This is a genomic window from Rathayibacter sp. AY1A4, assembly GCF_002930955.1.
Classification (GTDB): Bacteria; Actinomycetota; Actinomycetes; order Actinomycetales; family Microbacteriaceae; genus Rathayibacter.
The window spans coordinates 37,633-57,957 of sequence record NZ_PSTN01000001.1; the positions used below are offsets into that span (position 1 = coordinate 37,633).

A 20,325-nucleotide genomic window follows, 5' to 3' on the forward strand; every position below is an offset into this window, starting at 1 on the left:
CCGCCGTCCGGCGGTGTGCTCGCCGATCTGTCCCTGGTCCACGACTGTGCCCGCTCTCGCTCCGCGCGTCCGGCCGTTGCACGGCCCGCGGCCCCGAACGGGGCCAGGCGGCAAGGAAAACACCAATAGCAGCCGCCTGCCAACCCGGACCGCGAAGTGTTGCGGGATGTTCCGGGAGCGACTAGGGCCTTGACAGTCCTAGCCGGTCAGGACTCCTCGACGGCTCCGTAGTGCGAGGTCATGTAGTGGCGCAGCAGCGAGCGGCTCTCGTCGATGAAGCGCTGGTCGCCGTTGGGGTCGATGAGGAACGCCCTTGTGAGCAGCGCGTCCGCGACCTCGATGGTCACCTCGAGGCGGAAGGACAGCTGCGCGCCGCCCGGGAGGCCGTACTCGGACGCGAGGATCTCGGCGAAGCGGCGGGCGAAGAAGCCGGCCTCGAACGCCTCGCCCGCGACCTCGGGGGCGTGGATCGTGTCGACGAAGCGGATGGAGCGGAAGCCCGGCTCGTTGCGGTGCATCTCGCAGAAGGCGTCGATGGCGCAGTCGACCGCGCCCCACCAGTTGCCCGGGTGGGTGTCGCGGATCTCGGTGATGACGCGGCGGCGGAAGCGCTCGAGGGCCCGCTCGCGCAGCGCCTGGAGGACGGCGATGCGGTCCGGGAAGTAGCGGTAGACCGTGCCGATCGCGGCTCCCGCGCGCTCGGCGACCATCGCCGTGGTCAGGCGGTCGAAGCCGACCTCGTCGACGACGGCGGCCGCCGCGTCGAGCAGCGAGGCGAGACGGGCGGCGCTGCGCACCTGCACCGGCTCGTTGCGGACCTGGGACGATTCACCGAACGGTCGATCGACGAGGTTTCCAAGAGGCACGGCGGGCTCCTTCGGTCGTGGTTCCTACAATCGTACGCACGGCGGCCGCCGGTCGGGGTCGTCTCATCGAAAGTCCCTCGTGTTTCGCGCCCCCGGAAGGGCGACGGCTCCGCGGGTCCGATCCACCCGGGAGAAACCATGTGCGGACGCTTCGTCCTCTCGCAGACCACCGCCGACCTGGTGGCGCTCTTCGACATCGACGAGCCGGGCGCAGACCTTCCGGAGCCGTCCTGGAACATCGCGCCGACCCAGCGGATCGCCGTCGTCGCGGAGTCGATGAAGGGGGTCGAGGAGGGCAGCCCGCCGCGGCGCCGGCTCGCCGGAGCCCGCTGGGGCCTGGTGCCCCGCTCCGCCGCCGACCCGTCCGCGGGGCCGCCGCTGTTCAACGCGCGGATCGAGTCCGTCGCCGAGAAGCCGTCGTTCCGCGAGTCCTACGCCTCCCGGCGCGCGATCGTGCCCGCCTCGGGCTGGTACGAGTGGCGGGTCGGCGCGGACGGGGCGAAGGCACCCGTCTACGTCTCGCCGGGCGAGGGCTCGCTCCTCCTGTTCGCCGGTCTCTACGAGTGGTGGCGCTCGGCCCAGCCGGGCTCTCCGTGGCTGCTCTCGGCGACGGTCCTCACCCGCCCCTCCGCCGGGCCGCTCGCCGAGGTGCACGAGCGGATGCCCGTGCTGCTGCAGCCGGAGCTGATCGAGGACTGGCTGGACCCGGCGCCCCCCGGGGACGGCGAGCTGCTGCGCGCGGCCGCCGAGGGTGCGGCCGAGCTGGCCGAGGAGCTCGAGGTGCACGGCGTCGGTGCAGCCGTGGGCTCCGTCTCGGCGAACGGCCCCAAGCTGATCGAGCCCACCGGAGCCTGACGATCGCGTGAGAGCGCGATCCGCGGTCCGGCATCCGGTCTGACAGACTGGGCGGATGCCGCTGACGCCCGAGAGCAAGCCCCTGAGCGCAGGCAAGGCGGAGGTCATGCACCGCGCCGCCCGCCTCGAGGACCGACTCCACTCCTTCCGGATGAGGCGCGTGAAGCGCAAGGGCTACGTCCCGAGGGTCATCCCCTACACCGGCTACGGCTCGACGACGCAGCTGCGCGTCCTGGCCCGCGTCCTCTACACGCGGCCGACCCCTCCCGGGGTCGAGGAGGTCCGCCCCGTCGAGGGCGTGCGCGGCTGGCGGAGCTTCACCAGCGTCTTCGTGAGCGGGGCCGTCGTGACCGTCGAGGCCGACGGGCAGACCCACCGGGTGACGGCCGACCGCGGCGGAGTCGTCGACGCGGACCTCCCGATCACGCTCGAGCCCGGCTGGCACACCATCACCTTCTCGACCGCGGGCTCGAAGCCCGTCGAGGCGCCCGTCTTCATCGTGCGTCCGGAGGCGCGGCTGGGCGTCGTGTCGGACGTGGACGACACAGTGATGGTCACCGCGCTCCCCCGCCCCTTCGTCGCCGCCTGGAACACCTTCGTGCTCGACGAGCACGCCCGGATGCCCACGCCCGGCATGGCGGTCTTCCTCGACCGCTTCGCCCGGCAGTACGAGGGCTCCCCGGTCATCTACCTCTCCACCGGCGCGTGGAACGTCGCCCCGGCGCTCACCCGCTTCCTGTCGCGGCACCTGTACCCGGCCGGAGCGCTCCTCCTGACCGACTGGGGCCCGACGCACGACCGCTGGTTCCGCAGCGGCAAGCAGCACAAGGAGATGAACCTCCGCCGACTCGCGGCCGAGTTCCCGGACGTGCGCTGGCTGCTGGTCGGCGACGACGGGCAGCACGACGAGGAGATCTACTCCGACTTCGCGGACGAGCACCCCGACAAGGTCGCGGCGATCGCGATCCGCCAGCTCTCCACCGGCGAGGCGGTGCTCGCGGGAGGCCGCTCCAAGGCCGAGGACCGCTCCCTGACCAGCGGCACGACCTGGGTCTTCGCGCCCGACGGCGCGGGCATCTCCGAGCAGCTGACGGAGCTCGGCATCCTCTGATCCCGGACCGGCTCCGGGAACGACGGAGCCGTCCGCTCCCCGGGGGGAGGGACGGCTCCGGTCGATCGGCTCGGACTACGCCTGGTGGGCGGCCTGCAGGTCGAGGGTGATGGTGACCTTCTCGCCGATGAGCACGCCACCGGTCTCGAGGGCCGCGTTGTAGGTCAGACCGAAGTCGGTGCGGTCGATGGCGGCCTTGGCGGTGAGGCCGGCCTTGTAGTTGCCGTAGGGGTCGGTGCCGAAGCCGCCGAACTCCACCTCGAAGGTGACGGGCTTGGTGGTGCCCTTGATGGTGAGCTCGCCGTCGACGAGGAAGTCGTCGCCGTTCGGGCGGACGGCGGTCGAGACGAAGTGGATCTCCGGGTACTGCTCGGCCTCGAAGAAGTCGCCGGTGCGGAGGTGGCCGTCGCGGTTGGGCTCGTTGGTGTTGACGGAGGCGACCTCGGCGGTGGCCTCGACCTTGGAGTCGAGCGGGTTCTCGCCGGTGGTGAACGTGGCGGTGAAGCGCTCGAACTTGCCCTTGACCTTGCTGATCATCAGGTGGCGGACGCTGAACGCGACCTCGCTGTGGGTGGGGTCGATGACCCAGGTGCCGGCCTTGTAGCCGGGGATGGTGACGGTGTCGGTCATGGTTTCTCCTCGAGTGTGACGGTCGTCGCGGGGAGAGCGTCCCCGTCCGATGTATGCAAGCGCATCGACGTCGATCAGTATTCCATGTAGCGACAACTATTTCATCCACGTTCCGTCGAAGGATCGGCGGACACCGTGTGAACACGGGGCGCCGCACCCCGGACGGGGGTCGGTGCCGCTCCCCGGAGCGGTCGTCAGCGGTCGGCGGGAGCCGGGTCGCGGATGCCGAGGAGGGAGACGACGCCGCCGGCGATCAGGAGGGCAGCGGTCGCGACGGCGGCACGGGAGAAGCCCTCGACGTCGAGCGAGTCTCCGACCACGAGCGAGGTCGCGGCGATGGCGACCAGCCCGGCGATGCGCGAGACCGCGTTGTTCACGGCGGAGCCGACTCCGCTGTGCCCGTCCTCGACCGCGCCGAGGATCGTCGAGGTCAGCGGGGCGACCGTCACCGCGAGGCCGAAGCCGAAGAGGAGGATCCCCGGGAGCAGCTGCGTGGCGTAGTCGGCGCCCTCGTCGACGAAGGAGAGCAGGAGGAACCCGGCCGCGGCGATCAGCGGTCCGACGCCCATGAAGAGCCGCGGGCCGAACCGCGCCGACAGCGACCCGGAGACCTGCGAGAGCAGGAGCAGCAGGATCGTCGGCGGGAGCGTCGCGAGCCCGGCCAGGGTCGCCGAGAAGCCCAGGGTCTGCTGGAGGAACAGGCCCAGCGCGAAGAAGCCGAAAGAGAGCGCGCCGTAGACGAACGCCGTCGAGACGTTGCCGACGGTGAAGTTCCGCGACGCGAAGAGCGACAGCGGCAGCATCGGATGCGCCGCGCGCCGCTCCCACACGACGAACGCGACGAGGGCGGCGACTCCCCCGATCAGGGCGGTCAGCACGAGCGGATGCTGGATCCCGAGCCGCTCCTGCTCGATCAGCGCGAACACCGGCCCTCCCAGGCCGATGACCCCGAGCACCGCGCCGACGCCGTCGATCGGCACCCGGGTCCCCGAGTCGACCGCGCCGAGCCTGCGCAGCAGGACCAGCGTCACCGCGATCGGCAGCAGGTTGAGCGCGAAGACGTACCGCCACGAGCCCGCGTCCACCAGCAGGCCGCCGAGCACGGGGCCGGCGATCGTCGCCGTGCCGGTCCAGGCCGTCCACGCGCCGATGGTCCGGGCCTGCGCGGCGCCGTGGACGGTCGCGATGATGAGGGCGAGCGAGCTGGGCACGAGGATCGCGCCGGCGGCGCCCTGGAGCATCCGCGCCACGATGAGGACCTCGGCGGTGGGGGCCAGCGCGCACAGCAGCGAGGTGACACCGAAGCCGATCAGGCCGATGGTCATGCTGCGGGCCCGGCCGATGCGGTCGGCAAGCGAGCCGGCCACGAGGATCAGCGCGCCGAGCGTGATCAGGTACCCGTCGACCACCCACTGCTGCACCGCGAGCCCGCCGCCGAGCTCGCGGGTGATGGCGGGCAGGGCGACGTTGACGACGGTGCCGTCGAGGAAGGCGACGAAGGAGGCGAGGACGGCCACCACGAGCACCGCGCGGCGGCGCGTCTCGGCGGGGTCGGCGGAGGCGGTCATGCTCGGGCTCTGGTCACCCGCTCACCGTACCGGCGGCCGCCGCTCCCGGGGCCGGGAGGGCGGGCATCCGGGCCCCCGAGCGCGGCCGCACGACGGATCCAGACTCGTCGCCTACTCTCGTAGCCATGTCTGCGCAAGGAACCGCCCGCGGCGGCGTGCTCGCCCGGGTCCTCGGGATCGTCGGAGCCAGCCTCGCCGGGGGCCTGCTGATCACGGTCGGGGTCACTCCCGCCCTCGCCGTCACCGGTCTCGCCGAGAACAACCCGATCGGGCTGTTCGAGACGGTGCCGGAGTACCTCGAGCTCGGCCAGCTGGCCCAGAAGACCGAGATCTACGCCAAGCGCACCGACGGCTCGGACGAGCTGCTCGCCTCCTTCTACGCGCAGAACCGCGAGGAGGTGGCCTTCGACCAGGTCAGCCAGTCCGTGAAGGACGCGGCGGTCTCGACCGAGGACCCGCGCTTCTACGACCACGGCGGCGTCGACCTGCAGGGCACGATCCGCGCGGTGCTCAGCAACATCGTCGGCGGTGACCTCCAGGGCGGATCCTCCATCACCCAGCAGTACGTCAAGAACGTCCTCGTGCAGAAGGCGGAGTCGCTGAGCGCGACCGACGAGGCCGCCTCGGAGGCCGCCTACGAGGAGGCGACCGCGACCACTCCGAGCCGCAAGCTCAAGGAGATGAAGCTCGCCGTCGACCTCGAGAAGAAGTACAGCAAGGACGACATCCTCCTCGGCTACCTCAACATCGCGGGCTTCGGCGGGCAGGTCTACGGCATCCAGGCGGCGGCCGAGTACTACTTCTCGACCACCGCGGCCGACCTGAGCCTGGCGCAGGCCGCGAGCCTGATCGCCACGGTCAACAACCCCAACGGCCTCAGGATCGACCAGCCCGAGAACATCCCGGACAACAAGATCCGCCGCGACTACGTCCTCGACCAGATGCTGCAGGAGGGGAAGATCTCGCAGGCCGACCACGACGCCGCCGTCGCCGAGGAGGTCGTCCCCGCGATCACGCAGACGCCCACCGGATGCCAGACCGCCGGCAACGCGGCCTTCTTCTGCGACTACATCACCCGCGTCGTCCAGAACGACCCGGCGTTCGGCGACGACGCGGACACCCGCCTCGCGAACTTCCAGCGCGGCGGCTACAAGATCTACACGACGCTCGACCGCGACCTGCAGGACACCGCGGCGAACGCGACGAACAACGCCGTCCCCAAGGTCCCCACCCTCGACACCAACATCGGCAGCGCGACCGTCTCGATGGAGGTCGGCACCGGCCGGATCCTGGCGATGGTGCAGAACAAGGACTACGACGCGGCCGGCGCCGTCAACGGCGCGAACTTCTCTGCCGTCAACTTCAACACCGACACGGCCTACGGCGGCTCCGCCGGGTTCCAGGTCGGATCGACCTACAAGGTGTTCACGCTCGCGCAGTGGCTCGCGAGCGGACGCACCCTGAACGAGACGATCAACGGCCGCGAGCGCACCTTCTCGGGCTTCCCCGCCAGCTGCGCGCCGGGCGGCGAGCTCGACACCTCCTACGAGGTCAACAACGACGACAGCGAGAACGGCAGCTACAGCGTGCTGACCGGCACGATGCAGTCGATCAACACCGTCTACGTCTCGATGGCGCAGCAGCTCGACCTCTGCGCGATCCGCGACCGCGCGGTCGGCTTCGGCGTGAAGGCGGCCGACGGCGGCGAGGTCGACTACAAGCCGTCCGCCGTCCTCGGCTCGGACACGCTCATCTCCCCCCTCTCGATGGTCACCGCCTTCGCCGGCTTCGCCAACAACGGCACCGCCTGCTCCGCGATCGCCATCGACTCGATCACCGACGCGACCGGCGCCGCCGTCCAGCCGCCGACCTCCACCTGCAACCAGGCCCTCAGCCCCGAGCTGACGGCGGTCGCGAACTACGCCCTGCAGCGCGTCGTCACCGGCGGCACGGCCGCCCAGTCCGACCCGGACGACGGCATCGAGCACATCGGCAAGACGGGCACCACCGACAACGCGGAGTCGACCTGGATGGACGGCGCGAGCTCGCGCGTCGCGACCGTGGTCTGGGTGGGCAACATCGACGGCCACACCTCGATGCGCGAGGTCCGCTTCCCGAACTCGGAGCTCGAGAGCCGCCCGTACGCCTCCAACATCCGCCACTACATCTGGAACTCGGTGATGACCCGCGCCGACCAGAAGTACGGCGGAGACGACTTCGAGGAGCCCAGCAGCGCCCTGCTGAACGGCCGTCAGATCGCCGTGCCGACCGTCTCCGGCCGCTCGGTCGACGACGCCACGGAGGCGCTGGAGGACCTCGGCTTCGACGTCGAGGAGGGGGCGACCATCGACTCGTCGCTCCCCGCCGGCGTGGTGGCGGGCACCGACCCGGCCGCGGGCACGACCGTCGCGCGCTACTCCGACATCGCCCTGCTGATCAGCAACGGCTCGCAGGTCCCGGCTCCCGCCACCCAGGCACCGGCTCCGGCTCCGACCGGCACGGGAGTCCCCGCGACCGAGGCTTCCCCGGCGACGCCCACGGCGACCCCGACAGCGACAGCCACGGCGACTCCGACGGCGGAGGTCGAGGAGTGAGCTTCGACGCGGACTTCCTCGGCGTCCCCGCGGGTGCGCCGCGCCTGAGGGTCGAGCGCCCGGTGCGGCTCCTGCCGTACACGCACTTCGAGGTGCTGCTGGATCCGGAGCGGCGCCTGGCCGTCTCGACGGCCGTGAACATCGACGGCGCGCGCCTGGTCGAGCTCGGCCGCGGCGACGACTGGCACCTCGACGACCGCATCCCCGCCTCCGAGCAGACCGGGCCGGAGGTGTACGCCCGCAACGACCTCGACCGGGGCCACCTGGTCCGCCGCCGCGACCCCGTCTGGGGCGACCGGGACGAGGCCGCCGCGGCCAACCGCGACAGCTTCTGCTACACGAACGCCGCGCCCCAGGCGAGCGGCTTCAACCAGTCGCAGGAGCTGTGGCTCGGGCTCGAGACGCTGGTGCTCGAGTACGCGCAGACCTGGCGCACGCGCCTGAGCGTCTTCACCGGGCCCGTGCTCGCGGACGACGACCCGGTCTACCGCGGTACGGGCATCCCCCGCCGCTTCTGGAAGATCGCGGCGTGGAGCCCGGACGGATCGACGCTCGCGACGAGCGCGTACCTGCTCGACCAGAGCGAGCTCGTGGAGCGCGTGCGCGAGGGCCTGGTGCCGCTCGGCGGCTTCAGGACGTTCCAGCTGCCGGTCGCCGCGATCGGCGAGCTGACCGGTCTCGACGTGGATCTCCTCGCCGGGGCCGACGTGGTCGGCTCGGCAGGACTCCGGCCGGAGCCGTGGCGCGAGATCGTCGAGCCGTCCGACGTGGCGAGCGGCCTCCTCCCCCGCTGAGGCTCCGCCGGGGGCAGGATGGGCGGATGAGCACCCCCGTCCTGGTCGAGATCACCTCCGGCGCCGTCGTCCTCCGCGACCCGGAGGGTCCGCTCGTCCGCGTCGACGAGGCGGGCTACCTCCGCGGCGACGGGGTCTTCGAGACCGTCGCGGTCCTCGACGGACGTCCCCGTGCGCTCGGCGAGCACCTCGAGAGGCTGGCCGGATCGGCCCGGGCCGTCGGGCTGACGATCCCGGAGGCGCCCCTCTGGTCCCGAGCGGTCGACCTCGCCGTGGCGGAGCACGATCGGGTCGACGACCTGACGGTCCGCTTCATCGCCGCCCACGGGTCGGGCGACTCCGCCCGGTGCACCGCGCGCGCGGCTCCGACTCCCGACTCGAGCGCTCTCCGGGAGAAGGGCGCGGCCGTCGTCCTGCTGGACCGCGGGTACGCGAGCGGTCCGCTCGCGCCGTGGCTGCTCCCGGGCGTCAAGACCACCTCGGGCGCCGTCACCCGGGCGGCGCTGCGCGAGGCGGCGTCCCGGGGCGCGGACGACGTGGTCTGGCGCACGAGCGACGGGCTTCTCCTCGAGGGGGCGACGTCGAGCCTGGTGCTCCTCGGCGACGGGGTGCTCGCGACGCCGCTCTCGGACAGCGTGCTCGCCGGCACGACGGTCGAGCGGGTCCTCGCGCTGGGCGAGCGCCGCGGGCTCGCGTCGTCGCGCCGCGAGCTGCCGGTCTCGGCGCTCACCGGTGCCGATGCGGCGTGGCTGGTGTCGAGCACCCGGCGGGCGATCCCCGTCCGCTCGGTCGACGGCGCACCGCTCGCGATCGACGCGGGCCTGACGGCGGCGTTCGAGGCGGGGCTGCTCGCCGGCTGATCGCGTCCGCGGCTCGGTCTCCCTGCGCGTCAGGCCGCTGCGGCCAGCGCGCGGGAGGTGTGCGGGCCGACGCCGGCCTCCTCCGCGTCTCCGAGATCGGCGAGCGTGTCGACGTCCAGCCTCAGCGTCGACGAGCCGGGCAGCACGACGACGGCGCAGCCCGCGTCGCGGTGCCGGGCCAGAGAGCCCGGGCCGAACGCCGGAGCGACGAGGGCTCCGGCCGCCAGCAGGAGCGCCGTGGTGCCGCTCCCTTCGCGGTCCGGGACGACGGCCGGGAGCGACCGCGTCGCGAGCGCCTCGGAGAGGTCCGACGGCAGCAGGGCGGGCAGGTCCCCGGTCAGCACGATCACCGGGGCGCCCGGCCGGCGGTGGAGGGCGGCCTCGGCTCCCCCGGACACGGCGGCGTCGAGGGTCCCCGGGTCGGGCACCACCACCAGCTGCGGGTGCTCCGCCCGTGCGCGGTCGGCCGCACCGGCGTCGGAGGTGACCAGGAGAAGGCTCGCCACCGGCTCCGCGGCGGCCACGGCGGCGAGCGTGTCCAGGAGGAACGCCTCGGCCAGCGCCGCGCGGCCCGGCACGTCGAGGCGCGTCTTCGAGCCGCCGCGGCCCTTGAACACGACGACCGCGCTCCAGCCGGTCACGCGCGCTCCTCGCGCGAGGCGGCTCCGGCCGCGAAGCCCTCGGCGAAGGCCTCGTCGGCGCCGAGGCGGAACATGTCGTCGGGGCCCGTGCGGGTCAGCGTGCGGGCGCCCGGGCTCTCGACTCCCGTCACCAGGCGGGCGAGCCCGCGGACGACGGCGACGGGGCGACCGCTCGCCTTGCCCTTCACCAGGTCGCCGAGCGCGGCGATCTCGTCCGCCACGGCCGGCATGGTCACTCCCAGCGTGCGCCCCAGGGCGTCGACCCCGCCGCGGAGGTCGTCGATCACGAGGACGCCCGCGGCTCCGATGGCCGCGTCGGTCTGCCCGACCCGCCAGGCGCGGCCCAGGGTGTCGCTGACGAGCACGCCCACCTCCACGCCGAGCCGCTCTCGCAGGCCCGCGCAGAGGGCCCGCGCCGAGGCGTCCGGGTCGACGGGGAGGAGGAGGACCGTCCCCTCCGCGACGTTGCTGGCGTCGACTCCGGCCGCCGCCTGCACGATCCCGAGGCGGTTCTCCACGATGCGGGTGACGCCGGACCCGTGCGCCCGGGTGGCGACGACGCGGACGGTCTCGGCCGTGATCGCGTCCTCGCGGTCGGCCGCGGCGACGACGCGCCCCTCCGCCTTCGAGACGATCTTGCTCGTGACCACGAGGATGTCGCCGTCCGCGGGCCGGTCCTCCTCGGCGGCGGCGGCGACGGCCGCGAGGATCAGCTCGAGCAGGTCGTCACCGGGAGTCACCTCCGGGATGCCGTCGAGGGCCCAGGCCTGCACGCGCGTCTCGCTCACCGGTCCATTCTCCCGGCTGCCACGGGCGCACGGGTCCACGGCCCGGGATCACCCGAGTGGACGATCGCCGGCGCCTCAGCCGGCGGCGAGGTACGCGGCGACCGCGGGCGGCACGTAGGGGGCGACGTCGCCGCCGAGGGAGGAGACCTGCCGCACCAGCGAGCTCGACACGTGGGCGTGCGCGGGATCGGGCAGGAGGAACACCGTCTCGACGTGCGCGAGGTTGCGGTTCACGATCGCCATGGGGGTCTCGTACGCCACGTCGACCTGCGAGCGGATGCCCTTCACCAGGATGCTCGCGCCGACGTCGGTGCAGTAGTCGACGAGCAGGCCCATGCTCCACGAGGCGACGACGATCCGCCCCTCGACCCCCGCCTCCGCGATCGACTGCTCGATGAGCGAGACGCGCTGGGCGATCGGCAGCAGCGCGGTCTTGGCGGGGTTGTGGACCACCACCACGTGCAGCTCGTCGACCAGGCGCGCGGCCCGCTCGATCACGTCGAGATGACCGAGGGTCACGGGGTCGAAAGAGCCGGGGACGACGGCGATGCGGGCCATGCCGACAGAGTAGCGGGCGGGCACCGCCTAGCTCTTGGCGAGGAACTCCCGGTCGCGGTCCTGCACGCGGCGCTCGAGCGCGGCACGGAGCCGGTCGTGCGCGGCGAGCGACGGGTCCTCCGCGAGGAGCCGCTCGGCCAGCGCCCGCGCCTCCACGATGACGTCCGCGTCCTGCACCACCCGCAGCAGGCGGAGCGACGAGCGCCCGCCGGACTGCGAGTCGCCCAGCACGTCGCCCTCGCGGCGCAGCTCCAGGTCGACCTCGGCGAGCGCGAAGCCGTCGAGCGTCGCGGCGACCGCCTCCACCCGCTCGCGCGCGACCGTCCCCGCCTCCGCCGCCGTCACGAACAGGCACACCCCCGCGACGCCGCCGCGCCCGATGCGCCCGCGGAGCTGGTGCAGCTGCGAGACCCCGAACCGCTCCGCGTCGAGCACGACCATCATCGAGGCGTTCGGCACGTCCACGCCGACCTCGATGACCGTCGTCGACACCAGGACGTCGATCTCCCCCGCGGCGAAGGAGCGCATCACGGCGTCCTTCTCCTCCGTCGTCATCCGCCCGTGCAGCGCGGCCGACCGCCGCTTCCCGAGCAGCGGATGCGCGCGCACGCCCTCCAGCGTGGCCGCGACGGTCGTGAGCGGCGCGGCGGCGTCCTCCTCGGGCGGCTGCGCGCCCTCGGCGGGCTCCCCCGGCTCGATCGCCGGGCAGACGAGGTAGACCTGGTGGCCCGAGCGGATCTCCTCCTCGGCGCGCTCCCACGCCCGCGCGATCCACGCGGGGTGGTCGGCGAGCGGGACCACGTGGCTCGTGATGCCGGGGCGCCCGGCGGGCAGCTCGCGGATGGTCGAGGTGTCGAGATCGCCGAAGACCGTCATGGCGACGGTCCGCGGGATGGGCGTGGCCGTCAGCACCAGCACGTGCGGCGGGGTGGCGCCCTTCCGGCGCAGGGCGTCCCGCTGGTCCACGCCGAAGCGGTGCTGCTCGTCGATCACGACGAGGCCCAGGTCGTAGAAGGAGACCGCGTCGCCGAGGAGGGCGTGCGTGCCGACGACGATCTTCGCCGTGCCCGAGACGATCCGGAGGAGGGCCGCGCGGCGCTGCGCCGCCCCCAGCCCGCCGGTGAGGAGGGTCGGCACCAGCTCGGCCGCGAGCTCCGGGCCGAGGGTCCTCGCGATCGAGCGGAGGTGCTGCCCCGCGAGCACCTCGGTGGGAGCGAGCAGCGCCGCCTGCCCGCCGCTCTCGGCCGTGGCGAGCATCGCCCGGAGCGCGACGAGGGTCTTGCCGGAGCCGACCTCGCCCTGCACCAGCCGGGTCATCGGGCTCTCGGCGGCCAGGTCGGCGGCGATCTCGTGCCCCACCGCGGTCTGGTCGCCGGTGAGGGCGAAGGGCAGCGCGGCGTCGAAGCGCTCGAGCAGCCCGCCGGGGCCGGGCACGCGGGCGGTCGCGGGGCTGCTGCGCGCCGAGGCCCGGCGCTCGAGCAGGGCGAGCTGCAGGAGGAACGCCTCGTGGAAGCGCAGCGTCTCGCGCGCCTGCGCCTCCTCGCCCTCCCGCTGCGGGCGGTGGATCAGCTCCAGCGCCTCGCCGAGGCCCAGCAGCGAGCGGCCGGCGCGCACCTGCTCGGGCATCGGGTCGGGCACGTCGCGCAGGCCGTCCAGCAGCACGCCGATCGCGGCCTGGAGCTGCCAGCTCGAGATCGCGCTGGTCGCCGGGTAGATCGGGATCGGCCGCTCGGCCCAGTCCTTCGCGAGCTCACCGCCTCCCGTCTCCGTCGCGGCGGCCTCCTCGTCGTCGAACAGGCGGTAGTCGGGATGCGTGAGCTGCGGGGTGTCGCGGAACATCGAGACCGTGCCCGCGAAGATCCCGCGCACGCCGCGGTGGAGCTTCGCCGCGCGCCAGGGCTGTCCGAAGAACGTCAGCGAGAGCGTGCCCGAGCCGTCCGAGATGACGACCTCGAGCAGGGTGCCGCGCCGGTTGCGCATCGGCCGCTCGCGAACCTCGCGCACCTCCGCCACGATCGTCACGCTCTCTCCCACGGGGAGACGCGAGAGCGCCGTCAGCTCGCCCCGCTTCGCGTAGCGGCGCGGGTAGTGGCCCAGGAGCTCGCCGACCGTGCGGTACCCGAAGGCCTTCTCGACCGCGCTCGCCGTGCGCGGCCCGATCAGCGGCGCGAGCGAGGCGTCGAGGGGGTCCGGGATCACCTAGCGATCATAGGTCGGACCTCGGACGCGCGAGCCGGGCGACCGGGTCCAGCGCCGAGCGGGGCACGACCGACGCGAGCACCCGACGACCGGCACCCGCGGAGCCGCGGAGCGCGGCGGCCACGGCGGTCGCGTCGTCCCACGCCTCCGACTCGCTCGCGGACGGCGAGTAGCGCCGGCGCTCGACGCGCTCCCGGAGCCCCTGCAGACGTGCCGCCGCTCCGGGGTCGAGGGCGGGAGCCATGCGGGCCTCCTGCGCGCGCGGAGACTCCGTGTCCTCCACGGGGACGCCCAGGTCGCGGGCGGTCGCCAGCAGCTCGGCCCACGCGGCCTCGACGGAGCCGGAGCGCGCGGACCGGCGCCGCAGCGCGCGCTGGACGGCGCGCATCAGCCAGGGGACGAGCACGAGCAGCAGGAGCAGCACCCAGAGCGTCGCCGCCGGAGCCGCCGTGGTGCTCGAGGCGCCGACGGCGCCGGGGGTCGGCGTCGCCGACGCAGCCGTCGGAGTGGGCGTCGCGGCGGGAGCGCTGGTCGCACCGGGCGCGGTGGTCGCGGTCGAGCCCGGGGCGGTGGGGCCCGAGGACGCCGTCGCGCTCGGCAGGGTGTACGAGGCCGGAGCGCCGCGGCTGGGCGTCGGCTCGAAGGGCAGCCAGCCGACCCCCTCGAAGTACAGCTCGGGCCAGGCGTGCAGGTCGGAGGAGAGGACGCGGTAGGTGGTCAGGTCGCTGCCGCCGGAGGGCACGACGGAGCCGGGCTGGTAGCCGATGGCGAGCCGCGACGGGATCCCGAGCTCGCGCGCCATCACCGCCATCGCCGAGGCGAAGTGGACGCAGTAGCCCTCCTTCGTCGTCAGGAACGCCGAGAGCACGCCGACTCCGTCGCCGTCGTAGCCCTCCTCCGCGGGGGTGTCCTCGGAGTAGCGGAACTCGGACGAGCGGAAGTACGTCTGCAGCGCGCGCGCCCGGTCGTAGGCGGTCGGAGCCTCCGCCGTGACCTCCTCGGCGGTGGTGCGGACGATCTCGGGCACGTCGTCGGGGAGCGAGAGGTACCGGTCGACGCCGGACGGCGCGGGAGCGGCGAGCAGCTGCTGCGGGTCGGGCTCGAGCCGCAGCGCCTGCACCTGGTAGTCGTCTCCGGAGCGGGTCGTCGCGTCGCCGCGGATCGAGCCGTCCTGCACGTCCTGGAGCCAGCCGTCGCCGACGCCCGTCAGCGACGAGACCGGATACGGCACGGGGAGCCACTGGCTCCGCAGCGTCTCCACCGAGACGTCGACCTCCTCCGCCTCGCGCGGCACGCTCTCGGAGAGCCCCTCGGGCGCGATCGGCGCGTCGATCGGAGCGGTCTGCTCCGTCTCGCTCGGCGCCCAGTCGTCGCCGTCGAAGTCCGAGACGGTCAGCACGCGGAGGTAGACGGGCAGGTCGGAGTCGGTGGCGTAGCGCAGCACGGTCACGGGGTTCGGGCGGCGCAGGTCCGCGCCGAGAGCGACCACCGGGTCGATCGCGCCGTTGAAGAGGCTGCCGGAGACGCCCGAGGGGGCGGTGGTGCGCGCGTAGCCGGCCGCCGACCCGGCGACGACTCCCGCGCCCAGGACGACGACGGTCACGGCCGCGAAGGCGGGCAGCACGGCCGAGGCCGCGCTCGGGCCGCTCGGGCGGCGGGGGGCGGCCGTGGCGGCGAGCACGCCCGCGTAGGCGAGCGCAGTGACGACGAGGCTCGCCCAGGACACCTCGGAGGGGTCCACGATCGCCGGCACCGCGAGCAGCGCCGCGGGGAACAGACCGGCCAGGGCGGGGAGGCGGACGGAGAAGGCGAACAGGTCGGCCGCCCAGGCGAGCACGACCACCCCGCCGATCAGGAGGAACGAGATGCCGTCGTCGGCGATGGCCGGGAGCCCCTGCTGCGCGATGGACTGGAAGCCGCCCTGCGCGAGCGCCTCCGCCTGCGCGACGGCGCCGGGTGTGGGGATCACGAACAGCAGGGCCCGACCGGGCACGAACATCGCGGTCAGCACGCCGACCATCGTCAGCGTGCCGAGGATCGGCGGGACGACGGGGTGCACGCGCAGAGCCCGGGCGGCGGCCGGGACGCCGAGCACCACGGCGACCGCGCTCGCGAGGAGCACCAGCCAGTCGACGCCGACGAGGAGCCGCCCGATCCCGGCGGCGGCGGCCGTGATCGCGAGGAAGAGCAGACCGCTCAGAGGAGCCGACCCGGCGCGCGGATCGCTCTCGACGCGGCGGCTCACGCCACCACCCGCAGAGCGAGAGCCTGCGCCCACGCCTCCTCGACGGAGGCGCTCTGGTCTACGGACACGGCGTACCAGCCGAGCGAGGCGAGAGCCGCCTCCTCCTCAGCGGTGCCGGCGACGACGAAGGCGATCGCGGGGCGCGACTGCGCGGCCAGGGAGCCGAGGGCGTCGAGGTCCGACTCGAGGAGTCGGGTGAGCACGGCGAAGACCGGGCGTACTCCCCCCGTGTCGCGCATGTCGGCCGAGATCCGGGTCACCGCGTCGACCGAGTCGCGCGAGGGCGCCAGCTCGGCCAGGCGCAGCAGCACGTCGTGGGCCACCTCGCGCTCGTCCTCCGAGTGCTCCGGCTCGCCGTCCGCACCCGTCTCGACGAGGTGGGTCTCGAAGCCGCGGTCGAGCAGGTGCACGGCGAGGGAGGCCGTCATCGACACCGCCCATTCGAGCCGATCGTCGCCGCGCCGCTCGAGCACGCGCTCGGCCCGGGTCTCGAGGAGGATCCACGCGTGCGGATCGGTGTTCTGCTCGTCCTGGCGGACCATGAGCTCGCCGGAGCGGGCGCTCGCCCGCCAGTGCACCCGGCGCATGGCGTCCCCCGGGCGGTAGTCGCGCGGGATCACGTCGTCCGTGCCGGCGCCGGCCGTCGCGTGCGCGACCGGGCTCGATCCGCCTGCTCCGTGCGCGTCCAGGACGTCGCTCTGGAGGGGCACGACCCGCGGAGTCACGACGAACGGCTGCGCAGCCCCCACGACGCTCTCGCGGAGCGCGAGCCCGAGGCCGTCGCCGCGCACCAGGCGCAGCGGGCCGATGCGGTGGATCCCGCGCCGCTCGGCGGGCAGACGGTAGCGGGCGCGCACGCGGCCGCCCGACGGGACGCCCGGCAGCCCGAAGACGCCCTCGGCGACCGGGCGGCCGACGACGACCCCGCGCTCCACGCGCTCGAGCCGGTCGTGGGCGCGGGCCCCGCTCCGGACGGCGCGGCCGCGGTTCTCGAGCAGCACATCGACCTCCACCACGTCGCCGGCCGCGACGGTCTGGGGAGCGAAGCGGCACTGCACCCGGAACGACGCCGGCGCCAGGAGCAGGGAGACGAGCGCGCCCAGGGGCAGGCCCAGCAGCACCAGGCCGACGAACAGCAGCTCGCGGAACTCCGACAGCGGCGCTATCACCACTCCCGCGACGCCCAGCAGAACGAGCGCCCAGCCGCGCAGCGTCAGCGCGACCCCGCGGAGCGCGGGCAGACCGCCGAGACGGGACGACGGCGTCTCGGCGGCGCGGGCCTCAGTCGCCACGGTTGCCGAAGGGGACGGGGGTGGCCGCGACGATGCGCTGCACGATCTCGGTGACCGAGTGCGAGGATCCGGCGCCGGAGCGGCCGGGGAGGCGGGTGGCGGGCAGGAGGCGGTGGCCGAGCACGGGGACGGCGAGCGCGTCCACGTCGTCCGGCACCACGAAGTCGCGGTCGCTGAGGGCGGCGAGCGCCTTCGCGGCGGCGATCAGCTGGAGCGTGGCGCGCGGGCTCCCCCCGAGCCGCAGCTCGGGGTCCACCCGCGTGGCCTGCATGATCGCCACCACGTACTCCTGCACAGGCGGTGCGACGTACACGGAGCGCACGTAGGCCATCATCCGCTCGAGCTCGGCGAGGCCCACGACGGGCCGCAGCTCCTCGAGCGGGCTGGCCGAGTCGCGGGTGCGGATCATCTCGAGCTCGGCGCGCTCATCGGGGTAGCCGAGCGAGAGGCGGGCCATGAAGCGGTCGCGCTGGGCCTCGGGCAGCGAGTAGGTGCCCTCCATCTCGACCGGGTTCTGCGTCGCGATCACGGCGAAGGGGCGCGGGAGGAGGTGGGTCGTGCCGTCGACCGAGACCTGGCGCTCCTCCATGCACTCCAGCAGCGCCGACTGCGTCTTGGGCGAGGCCCGGTTGATCTCGTCGCCGATCAGGATGTTCGCGAAGACCGGGCCCGGCTTGAACTCGAAGTCGCGGGTCGCCTGGTTGTAGACGGAGACCCCCGTGACGTCGGAGGGGAGCAGGTCGGGCGTGAACTGGATGCGCGCGACGCTGCCGCCGACCGAGGCCGCCAGCGACTTCGCCAGGACCGTCTTGCCGGTGCCGGGGACGTCCTCCATCAGGAGGTGCCCACCGGCGAGGAACACCGTCAGCGCCATCGAGACCTCGGCCGACTTGCCGTCGATCACGCGGGTGAGGTTCCCGAGGACGGCGCCGCAGTGCGCCGTGAACTCCTCGCGGGTCAGGGGCGTCTCGGGAGCCGCTCGGCGGCCGACAGCGGAGCGGGTGTCTTCGAGCGACGTCATAGCTACGGATTCTCGCAGTCCTGACGGGAAAAGGGTCCAGGTTCCGCGAGTTCGCAGTGTGCCGCCAGGCGGGAGCCGCGCGGCGGCCGCCGGACGCCGTGGGCAGGGGTGCCGCCCTATGCTCGGTCCGGTGACCAGGATCATCGCCGGATTCGCCGGCTCGCTCACCCTCCGGGTCCCGCGCGCGGGCACCCGCCCCACCAGCGACCGCGTGCGCGAGGCCGTCTTCTCGGCCCTCGAGGCCCGGGACGCCCTCGACGGCGCGACGGTGGTCGACCTCTACGCGGGCTCCGGCGCCCTCGGGCTCGAGTCGGCCAGCCGCGGAGCGAGCGCGGTCGTCCTGGTCGAGCGCGACCCGAAGGCCGCGAGGACCGCGGGCGAGAACGCACGGGCGATCGCGACCGCGGCGGCCAAGAACAAGCGGCCCGCCCCGCGGATCGAGGTGGTGACCGGCTCGGTCCGCTCCTTCCTCGACGGCTCCCCGGCCCTCAATACGGACACGGTGTTCCTCGACCCGCCCTACGACCTCGGCGAGGACGACCTGGCCGCCGATCTCGCCGGTGTGCTGCCGCTGCTGCGCGAGGACGCGGTGGTCGTCGTGGAGCGGAGCTCCCGCAGCCCGGAGCCGCGCTGGCCCGCGGGTCTGGAGCGGGAGCGGAGGAAGGACTACGGCGAGACCACCATCTGGTGGGCGTCCCCCGCCTCGCCCGCTTCCTCGGCGGCCGGCTGACCGGCCTCAGCCCGCCGCGCCGTCCCAGCCGAGGTACGGGTCCCAGCCCCCGCGCCCCTCGAGCGCGACCCCGCCCAGGCGCACCTCCGGGCCCCCCTCGCGGACGACCCCGAGCGGGACGAAGCCCTCCGGCAGCGCCGCGGCGGGCGGGAAGCACGCGAGCATCGCGTGGTCCTCGCCGCCTCCCAGCACCAGCGCCCTCGCCAGGTCGAGGTCCACGCCCTCCACTCCCGTGAGCCCGCGCGCGTGCACGTCGACCGCCGCGGCATCGAGGTCGATCGCCACTCCGCTCGCACGCGCCATCCGACGGGCGTCGAGCACCACGCCGTCCGAGACGTCCATCATCGCGGTGGCGGTCCCGCCCGCGGCCTCGCCCGCGGAGATCGGCGCGGTCGGGCACAGCTGCGCCTCGAGGAGGGACGGATGCCGCTCGCGGAGCCGGGCGGCGAGGTCGGCCGACGGCTCCCCGTCCCGCCGCGCCTGCTCGAACAGCAGGCGCAGCCCGAGCCCCGCTCGTCCCAGCGGGCCGGCCACGGCGAGCACGTCCCCCGGCCTCGCACCGCTGCGGAGCACCGGCGGTCGTCCGTCGAGCGAGCCGAACGCCGTGATCGAGAGCGTCAGCGTCGCGGAGGCGGACAGGTCTCCCCCGACGACTCCGCATCCCGGCGCCATCGCGGCGCAGCCGGCGGCGAGGCCGCCCGCGATCCCCTCCAGCACGTCGACGCCCAGCGACTGGGGTGCCGCGAGCGCGACGACGAGCCCGGTGGGACGGGCCCCCATCGCCGCGACGTCGGCGAGGTTCGAGGCCGCCGCCTTCCAGCCCAGGTCCGCCGGGCGCGACCAGGCCAGCCGGAAGTCGGGGCCGTGCACCATCATGTCCGTGGTCACCACGAAGCGGCCGTCGGGAGCGCGCAGCACCGCGCAGTCGTCGCCGGGCCCGACCAGGGTCTCCGCGCCCGGGCCGCCGAGCCGGGCCAGCACCCTCGCGAGCACCTCGCCCTCGCTGAGCTCGGCCAGGGTGGGACTCCGATCCTCTGCCATGGTTCACACGCTAGCGTTGACGGCGATGTCCCCCCGCCGACTCCGCTCCCCCCTCCTCGCCGCCGCCGCCGTCCTGCTGCTCTCGGGCTGCTCGGCCAGCGTCGCCCTCGAGCCCGCCGCCGATGCGACGAGCACCGGCTGCGCGGAGGTCTCGGTGCGCCTGCCCGACGTGGTCGCGGAGCAGCCCGAGCGCGAGACGAATGCTCAGGGCACCGCCGCCTGGGGCACCCCGGCCGCCGTCATCCTCCACTGCGGAGTCGAGGTGCCCGGTCCGACGACGGACCTCTGCGTGAACGTCAGCGGAGTCGACTGGATCATCGACGAGACGCAGAAGGACGAGGACATCTACACGCTGACCACCTACGGTCGCGATCCCGCGGTGGAGATCACCGTCGACCAGAGCCGCGCGTCCGGATCCTCCGCGGCGCTCGACCTGGCGAACGCCGTCTCCTACGTCCCGCAGACGCGCGAGTGCACCGACGTCTCGGACGCCGACACCCTCGATCCGACGGACACGCCCACCGGCTGAGTC

Annotated in this window: 18 protein-coding genes; 7 read left to right on the top strand and 11 right to left on the bottom strand. The window is 73.9% G+C overall.

Annotation, left to right across the window (positions count from 1 at the left end; genetic code table 11):
* Positions 1–206: 206 nt before the first annotated feature.
* Positions 207–866 carry a TetR/AcrR family transcriptional regulator gene (locus C5B92_RS00155; protein ID WP_104223107.1) on the bottom strand — a complete coding sequence of 220 codons (660 nt, stop codon included), beginning with the start codon at positions 864–866 and terminating at the stop codon, positions 207–209.
* A 138-nt stretch (positions 867–1,004) separates the two neighbouring features.
* On the opposite strand from C5B92_RS00155, the gene C5B92_RS00160 reads away from it, so the two are divergent.
* Both C5B92_RS00160 and C5B92_RS00165 read left to right on the top strand, forming a co-directional pair.
* Complete coding sequence (locus C5B92_RS00160; RefSeq protein ID WP_104349962.1) at positions 1,005–1,721, top strand: SOS response-associated peptidase; 717 nt, start codon at positions 1,005–1,007, stop codon at positions 1,719–1,721.
* A gap of 55 nt (positions 1,722–1,776) precedes the next feature.
* Complete coding sequence (locus C5B92_RS00165) at positions 1,777–2,832, top strand: App1 family protein (RefSeq protein ID WP_244229442.1); 1,056 nt, start codon at positions 1,777–1,779, stop codon at positions 2,830–2,832.
* A 75-nt stretch (positions 2,833–2,907) separates the two neighbouring features.
* Here C5B92_RS00165 and C5B92_RS00170 read toward each other — a convergent pair whose 3' ends face one another.
* Together C5B92_RS00170 and C5B92_RS00175 are read right to left on the bottom strand one after the other, a co-directional pair.
* Positions 2,908–3,462, bottom strand: coding sequence for a YceI family protein (locus C5B92_RS00170; RefSeq protein WP_104255133.1), 555 nt, complete (start codon positions 3,460–3,462; stop codon positions 2,908–2,910).
* A 194-nt stretch (positions 3,463–3,656) separates the two neighbouring features.
* Positions 3,657–5,030, bottom strand: a complete 1,374-nt coding sequence (locus C5B92_RS00175; protein ID WP_104255132.1) for a DHA2 family efflux MFS transporter permease subunit — start codon at positions 5,028–5,030, stop codon at positions 3,657–3,659.
* Between the two features lie 125 nt (positions 5,031–5,155).
* Between C5B92_RS00175 and C5B92_RS00180 the strand changes: the two genes are divergently transcribed.
* From C5B92_RS00180 to C5B92_RS00190, 3 genes are read left to right on the top strand one after another with little or no spacing between them, the layout of a single operon-like run.
* On the top strand, positions 5,156–7,624 hold the full coding sequence (locus C5B92_RS00180) for a transglycosylase domain-containing protein (protein WP_104349963.1): 2,469 nt from the start codon (positions 5,156–5,158) through the stop codon (positions 7,622–7,624).
* Positions 7,621–8,418, top strand: a complete 798-nt coding sequence (locus C5B92_RS00185) for a DNA/RNA non-specific endonuclease (protein WP_258061192.1) — start codon at positions 7,621–7,623, stop codon at positions 8,416–8,418. The genes C5B92_RS00180 and C5B92_RS00185 overlap by 4 nt, the downstream gene beginning before the upstream one ends.
* Positions 8,419–8,444: 26 nt before the next feature.
* Entirely contained in the window at positions 8,445–9,278 is an 834-nt protein-coding gene (locus tag C5B92_RS00190) for an aminotransferase class IV (protein WP_104349964.1), read from the top strand.
* Between the two features lie 29 nt (positions 9,279–9,307).
* On the opposite strand, the gene cofC is transcribed toward C5B92_RS00190, so the two are convergent.
* The 7 genes from cofC to C5B92_RS00225 all read right to left on the bottom strand — a co-directional run bounded on the left by cofC (position 9,308) and on the right by C5B92_RS00225 (position 18,022).
* On the bottom strand, positions 9,308–9,919 hold the full coding sequence (gene cofC / locus C5B92_RS00195) for a 2-phospho-L-lactate guanylyltransferase (RefSeq protein WP_104225626.1): 612 nt from the start codon (positions 9,917–9,919) through the stop codon (positions 9,308–9,310).
* The gene (locus C5B92_RS00200) at positions 9,916–10,707 is read right to left on the bottom strand and encodes a coenzyme F420-0:L-glutamate ligase (protein ID WP_258059296.1); all 792 of its coding nucleotides are present in this window, start codon (positions 10,705–10,707) and stop codon (positions 9,916–9,918) included. The genes cofC and C5B92_RS00200 overlap by 4 nt, the downstream gene beginning before the upstream one ends.
* A 75-nt stretch (positions 10,708–10,782) precedes the next feature.
* The gene (coaD, locus tag C5B92_RS00205) at positions 10,783–11,265 is read right to left on the bottom strand and encodes a pantetheine-phosphate adenylyltransferase (protein ID WP_104223138.1); all 483 of its coding nucleotides are present in this window, start codon (positions 11,263–11,265) and stop codon (positions 10,783–10,785) included.
* Positions 11,266–11,292: 27 nt separating this feature from the next.
* Positions 11,293–13,464 (bottom strand): ATP-dependent DNA helicase RecG, encoded by a 2,172-nt coding sequence (locus C5B92_RS00210; RefSeq protein ID WP_374952905.1) that lies wholly within the window; start codon positions 13,462–13,464, stop codon positions 11,293–11,295.
* Between the two features lie 7 nt (positions 13,465–13,471).
* Positions 13,472–15,709, bottom strand: coding sequence for a DUF3488 and transglutaminase-like domain-containing protein (locus C5B92_RS00215; protein ID WP_104349965.1), 2,238 nt, complete (start codon positions 15,707–15,709; stop codon positions 13,472–13,474).
* The gene (locus C5B92_RS00220) at positions 15,706–17,001 is read right to left on the bottom strand and encodes a DUF58 domain-containing protein (RefSeq protein WP_104349966.1); all 1,296 of its coding nucleotides are present in this window, start codon (positions 16,999–17,001) and stop codon (positions 15,706–15,708) included. The genes C5B92_RS00215 and C5B92_RS00220 overlap by 4 nt, the downstream gene beginning before the upstream one ends.
* Positions 16,991–18,022, bottom strand: a complete 1,032-nt coding sequence (locus tag C5B92_RS00225) for a MoxR family ATPase (RefSeq protein ID WP_104225624.1) — start codon at positions 18,020–18,022, stop codon at positions 16,991–16,993. The genes C5B92_RS00220 and C5B92_RS00225 overlap by 11 nt, the downstream gene beginning before the upstream one ends.
* Before the next feature lie 130 nt (positions 18,023–18,152).
* Here C5B92_RS00225 and C5B92_RS00230 point away from each other — a divergent pair, with 130 nt between their 5' ends.
* Positions 18,153–18,752: an RsmD family RNA methyltransferase gene (locus tag C5B92_RS00230; protein ID WP_104350015.1), complete on the top strand. Its 600-nt coding sequence runs from the start codon at positions 18,153–18,155 to the stop codon at positions 18,750–18,752.
* A gap of 6 nt (positions 18,753–18,758) precedes the next feature.
* On the opposite strand, the gene thiL is transcribed toward C5B92_RS00230, so the two are convergent.
* Positions 18,759–19,793 carry a thiamine-phosphate kinase gene (gene thiL / locus C5B92_RS00235; protein ID WP_104349967.1) on the bottom strand — a complete coding sequence of 345 codons (1,035 nt, stop codon included), beginning with the start codon at positions 19,791–19,793 and terminating at the stop codon, positions 18,759–18,761.
* Between the two features lie 25 nt (positions 19,794–19,818).
* On the opposite strand from thiL, the gene C5B92_RS00240 reads away from it, so the two are divergent.
* The gene (locus C5B92_RS00240; RefSeq protein WP_104223096.1) at positions 19,819–20,322 is read left to right on the top strand and encodes a DUF3515 family protein; all 504 of its coding nucleotides are present in this window, start codon (positions 19,819–19,821) and stop codon (positions 20,320–20,322) included.
* The last annotated feature ends 3 nt before the right edge of the window (positions 20,323–20,325 follow it).

Excerpts from the sequence above, each read along its gene's own strand:
- C5B92_RS00160 (WP_104349962.1), top strand. The coding sequence starts at position 1,005 with ATGTGCGGACGCTTCGTCCTCTCGCAGACCACCGCCGACCTGGTGGCG.
- C5B92_RS00165 (WP_244229442.1), top strand. The coding sequence starts at position 1,777 with ATGCCGCTGACGCCCGAGAGCAAGCCCCTGAGCGCAGGCAAGGCGGAG.
- C5B92_RS00170 (WP_104255133.1), bottom strand. The coding sequence starts at position 3,462 with ATGACCGACACCGTCACCATCCCCGGCTACAAGGCCGGCACCTGGGTC.
- C5B92_RS00175 (WP_104255132.1), bottom strand. The coding sequence starts at position 5,030 with ATGACCGCCTCCGCCGACCCCGCCGAGACGCGCCGCCGCGCGGTGCTC.
- C5B92_RS00180 (WP_104349963.1), top strand. The coding sequence starts at position 5,156 with ATGTCTGCGCAAGGAACCGCCCGCGGCGGCGTGCTCGCCCGGGTCCTC.
- C5B92_RS00190 (WP_104349964.1), top strand. The coding sequence starts at position 8,445 with ATGAGCACCCCCGTCCTGGTCGAGATCACCTCCGGCGCCGTCGTCCTC.
- coaD (WP_104223138.1), bottom strand. The coding sequence starts at position 11,265 with ATGGCCCGCATCGCCGTCGTCCCCGGCTCTTTCGACCCCGTGACCCTC.
- C5B92_RS00225 (WP_104225624.1), bottom strand. The coding sequence starts at position 18,022 with ATGACGTCGCTCGAAGACACCCGCTCCGCTGTCGGCCGCCGAGCGGCT.
- thiL (WP_104349967.1), bottom strand. The coding sequence starts at position 19,793 with ATGGCAGAGGATCGGAGTCCCACCCTGGCCGAGCTCAGCGAGGGCGAG.
- C5B92_RS00240 (WP_104223096.1), top strand. The coding sequence starts at position 19,819 with ATGTCCCCCCGCCGACTCCGCTCCCCCCTCCTCGCCGCCGCCGCCGTC.